General features: G+C 65.2%; 5 protein-coding genes. All 5 read right to left on the bottom strand.

Annotated features, from left to right (window positions below):
* Positions 1-31: 31 nt before the first annotated feature.
* On the bottom strand, positions 32-808 hold the full coding sequence (gene phnK, locus EOD15_RS30465) for a phosphonate C-P lyase system protein PhnK (protein ID WP_127267988.1): 777 nt from the start codon (positions 806-808) through the stop codon (positions 32-34).
* Complete coding sequence (locus tag EOD15_RS30460) at positions 805-1,704, bottom strand: alpha-D-ribose 1-methylphosphonate 5-phosphate C-P-lyase PhnJ (protein WP_127321058.1); 900 nt, start codon at positions 1,702-1,704, stop codon at positions 805-807. The genes phnK and EOD15_RS30460 overlap by 4 nt, the downstream gene beginning before the upstream one ends.
* Positions 1,701-2,120, bottom strand: coding sequence for a FosX/FosE/FosI family fosfomycin resistance hydrolase (gene fosX, locus EOD15_RS30455; protein WP_127267990.1), 420 nt, complete (start codon positions 2,118-2,120; stop codon positions 1,701-1,703). The genes EOD15_RS30460 and fosX overlap by 4 nt, the downstream gene beginning before the upstream one ends.
* A complete protein-coding gene (locus tag EOD15_RS30450; protein WP_127321059.1) occupies positions 2,117-3,229 on the bottom strand; it encodes a carbon-phosphorus lyase complex subunit PhnI in 1,113 nt (370 codons plus the stop codon). The genes fosX and EOD15_RS30450 overlap by 4 nt, the downstream gene beginning before the upstream one ends.
* Before the next feature lies 1 nt (position 3,230).
* On the bottom strand, positions 3,231-3,761 hold a 531-nt coding region (phnH, locus tag EOD15_RS30445; protein ID WP_185929121.1), incomplete at its 5' end, for a phosphonate C-P lyase system protein PhnH.

Genomic DNA, 3,761 nt, shown 5'->3' with positions numbered 1-3,761 from the left:
GTTCTCCAATCGTCAGTCGTTTGCGTCATCGTCAAACCTGCAGAATCGAGGAAACAAGCAATTGCGTGTAAGGCGCGCGCGGGTCGTCGAGCACGCGGTCGGTGAGACCGCTTTCGACGACGCGGCCGTCCTTCATCACCATCATGCGCTGCGACAGAAGTCGCGCCACCGCGAGGTCGTGGGTGACGACGATGGCCGCCAGACCAAGATCGGTGACCAGGCCGCGCAACAGGTCGAGCAGGCGCGCCTGGACCGAGACGTCGAGGCCGCCGGTAGGCTCGTCCATGAACACCAGGCGCGGGCCGGTGACGAGGTTGCGGGCGATCTGCAGGCGCTGGCGCATGCCGCCGGAAAAGGCGCGCGGCTCGTCGTCGATGCGGTCCTCGTCGATCTCGACGCGCGATAGCCAGTCGACGGCGGTGGCGCGGATCTTGCCGTAGTGGCGGTCGCCGACCGCCATCAGCCGCTCGCCGACATTTGCGCCGGCCGACACCGTCATGCGCAGGCCGTCGGCCGGGTTCTGGTGGACAAACCCCCAGTCGGTGCGCATCAGGAAGCGGCGCTCGGCCTCACTCATGCGGTAGAGCTCGCGGAACTGGCCGTCGCGCATGCGGTAGCTGGCGCTGCCGGAGGAGGGCAGCAGCCGCGTCGACAGGCAGTTGAGCAATGTCGTCTTGCCGGAGCCGGACTCGCCGACCACAGCCAGGACTTCGCCCGGCCACAGGTCGAAGGAGACGTTGTCGCAGCCGACGCGCGAGCCGTAGAATTTGGAGAGCGCCGAGACGCGCAGCAGCGGTTCGTCGGTCATTGCGCCGGCTCCATTTTTTCCGAGGCAAGATGGTTTTCCGGGGCAAGGTGGCCGTGATGGCCGTCCGCCCGCCGCTTCTCGCAATGATCCGTGTCGGAGCAGACGAACATGTGGCCTCCATGGTCGTCGAGGATGACCTCGTCGAGATAGACATTCTCGGCCGCGCACAGCGCGCAGGGCTGGTCGAAGGTCTGCACCTCGAACGGATGATCCTCGAAGTCGAGGCTGACCACTTCGGTGAAGGGCGGCACCGCATAGATGCGCTTTTCGCGGCCGGCGCCGAACAGCTGCAGCGCCGGTGAGCGATGCATCTTGGGATTGTCGAATTTCGGCGTCGGCGACGGGTCCATCACATAGCGGCCCTCGACCTTGACCGGATAAGCATAGGTGGTGGCGATGCGGCCGTGCTTGGCGATGTCCTCATAGAGCTTGACATGCATGAGGCCGTATTCCTCCAGCGCATGCATCTTGCGCGTTTCGGTCTCGCGCGGCTCGAGGAAACGCAGGGGCTCCGGGATCGGCACCTGATAGACCAGCACCTGGCCCGCCGTCAGCGGATGTTCGGGGATGCGGTGGCGGGTCTGGATGATGGTGGCGCTGGCGGTGTCGGTCGTCACCGCGACGTTGGCGACCTTCTTGAAGAAGGCACGGATCGAGACCGCGTTGGTGGTGTCGTCGGCGCCCTGGTCGATCACCTTGAGCACATCGTCTGGGCCGATGATCGAAGCGGTGACCTGGACGCCGCCAGTGCCCCAGCCATAGGGCATCGGCATTTCGCGCGAGGCGAACGGCACCTGATATCCCGGGATGGCGATGCCCTTGAGGATCGCGCGGCGGATCATCCTTTTGGTCTGTTCGTCGAGATAGGCGAAGTTGTAGGTGGCGATGTCGGTCATGATGCGACCTCAAATCCCTTGGCGTAGCGCGCCAGCCGCTCATTGAGCGTGCCGGTGTGCAGTTCGAACATGTGGTTGTCGTCGTCGTAGAAATAGATCGAGCGGCCCTCGCCCTCGACGCGCGGGCGCGGCGGGCGCATGTCGAGGCCGAGCTTGCCGATGCACTCGGCATAGTGGTCAAAATCGGCGTCATCGATCTTGAAGGCGATGTGGTTGTAGCTGCGCTCCGGCAAGGGCTCGCCCTCCATGATGGCGACCCAGATGTCGCCGATCAGGAAGAATTTTTCGCGCGACACCGAGAACTGCTCGGCATCGCTGGCATAGATTTCGCGTGCGTCGAATACGCCCTCGAGGATCTTGGTCATCCGCTCGAGATCGCGGACGATGAAGGTCATGTGGGAAAGCCCTTCGATCATTCCGCGGCCTCCCGCTTCTCTTCGACCTTCACGGGGTTTTGGTGGGCGTCGTGTTCGGCGCGCATGCGGCGCACGAGGTCGAGTTCGGCCTGGAAATCGACATAGTGCGGCAGCTTCAGATGCTCGACGAAGCCGGTCGCCTGGACATTGTCGGAGTGTGAGATGACGAACTCCTCGTCCTGGGCCGCGGCGACGACATCCTCGCCGAGCTCCTTCGCGCGCAGCGCCCGGTCGCAGAGCGCCATCGCCATCGCCTTGCGCTCGCTCTGGCCGAAGACGAGGCCATAGCCGCGGGTGAACTGCGGCGGCGCCTTGGCTGAGCCTTTGAACTGGTTGACCATCTGGCATTCGGTGACACGGACAGTGCCGAGCGGGACAGCGAAGGGCAGTTCGGGAACGTCGAGCTCGAGCTCGACCTCGCCGATGCGGATCTCGCCGACAAAGGGATGGTTGCGGGCATAGCCGCGCTGGGTGGAATAGCCGAGCGCCAGCAGGAAACCTTCGTCGCCGCGTGACAGCGCCTGCAGGCGGATGTCGCGCGCCATCGGGAATTCCAGGGGCTCGCGGGTGATGTCGCCGGGGACATGGTCCTGCGGCATCTCGCCATCCGGCTCGATCAGGCCTTCGCGGGCGAGGATCGCCGAGACGCGCGGCATGGCTTGCGCTTCCGTCTCGCGCAGCAAGGGCTGGGCGACGTCAGCGCCAGCGGCAAGCTCGGGGTCGAGCAGCCGGTGCGTGTAGTCGAAGGTGGGCCCGAGCAATTGGCCGCCGGGCAGATCCTTGTAGGTCGCCGACACACGTCGCTCGACCAGCATGGTGCCTGTGTCGATGGGCTTGGAGTAGCCGAAGCGTGGCAATGTGGTGCGATAGGCCCGCACCAGGAAGATCGCTTCGATCAGGTCGCCACGCGACTGGACGATGGCGAGCGCGGCCAGTTCACGGTCGTAGAGCGAGCCTTCGCTCATCACCCGGTCGACGCCGAGCGCCAGCTGCTCGACGATCTGGTCGAGGCGAAGCGCCGGCACCGAGCGGTCGCCGCGCCGGCGGTCGGCAAGCAGGCTGTGGGCGTTGGCGATTGCGGCTTCGCCACCTTTTACCGCGACATACATCTTACGCCTCCATCGTCTTGATGCGCGTCGTGCGCGGCAGGCAGGCAATGCCGCCTGATGTGACGAGGATGATGTCGACGCCACGCGGAAAGCGCTTGATGTTCTGTTTCCACTGCTCGACGAAATGGCGCGGCATCTGTGCCGGCGCGATCGTGGCGCTGGTTTCGATGCCGGGACCTTCGAGCAACAGCGGCGTGCCGGAGACGAGATCGCCGACTTGCAGGATCAACGTGGTCGAACGGTCGGGATAGTCCTGCGTGCCCTGCGAAAAACCATCAAGCGACATCATCTCGGCCGGGGCCGCGATGAAGGCGAAATGCGCATCGGCCGGTGTGTTGGCCACGGGCGCGCCAGTGTGGAACCCGAGCCAGGATCTGAATGCGGCGGAAGCTTGCAGGGCCTGGTCGAGCCAGAGCGGGGTGTCGTTATCGCACAGCGCCAGTGCGATGGCGCCGGCGGTCGCCGAGAGCGGCGCCATCGCACTGGCGCTGTGCGATAACGACACCCCGCTCTGGCTCGACCAGGCCCTGCA

The organism is Mesorhizobium sp. M7A.T.Ca.US.000.02.2.1 (assembly GCF_003996995.1).
Lineage (GTDB): Bacteria > Pseudomonadota > Alphaproteobacteria > Rhizobiales > Rhizobiaceae > Mesorhizobium.
Note: the sequence above shows the minus strand (reverse complement) of the source record. Positions and strands in the feature narration are given on the sequence as shown.

Coding starts and splice junctions, on each gene's coding strand:
- EOD15_RS30460 (WP_127321058.1), bottom strand. CDS start 1,704: ATGACCGACATCGCCACCTACAACTTCGCCTATCTCGACGAACAGACC.
- phnK (WP_127267988.1), bottom strand. CDS start 808: ATGACCGACGAACCGCTGCTGCGCGTCTCGGCGCTCTCCAAATTCTAC.
- EOD15_RS30450 (WP_127321059.1), bottom strand. CDS start 3,229: ATGTATGTCGCGGTAAAAGGTGGCGAAGCCGCAATCGCCAACGCCCAC.
- fosX (WP_127267990.1), bottom strand. CDS start 2,120: ATGATCGAAGGGCTTTCCCACATGACCTTCATCGTCCGCGATCTCGAG.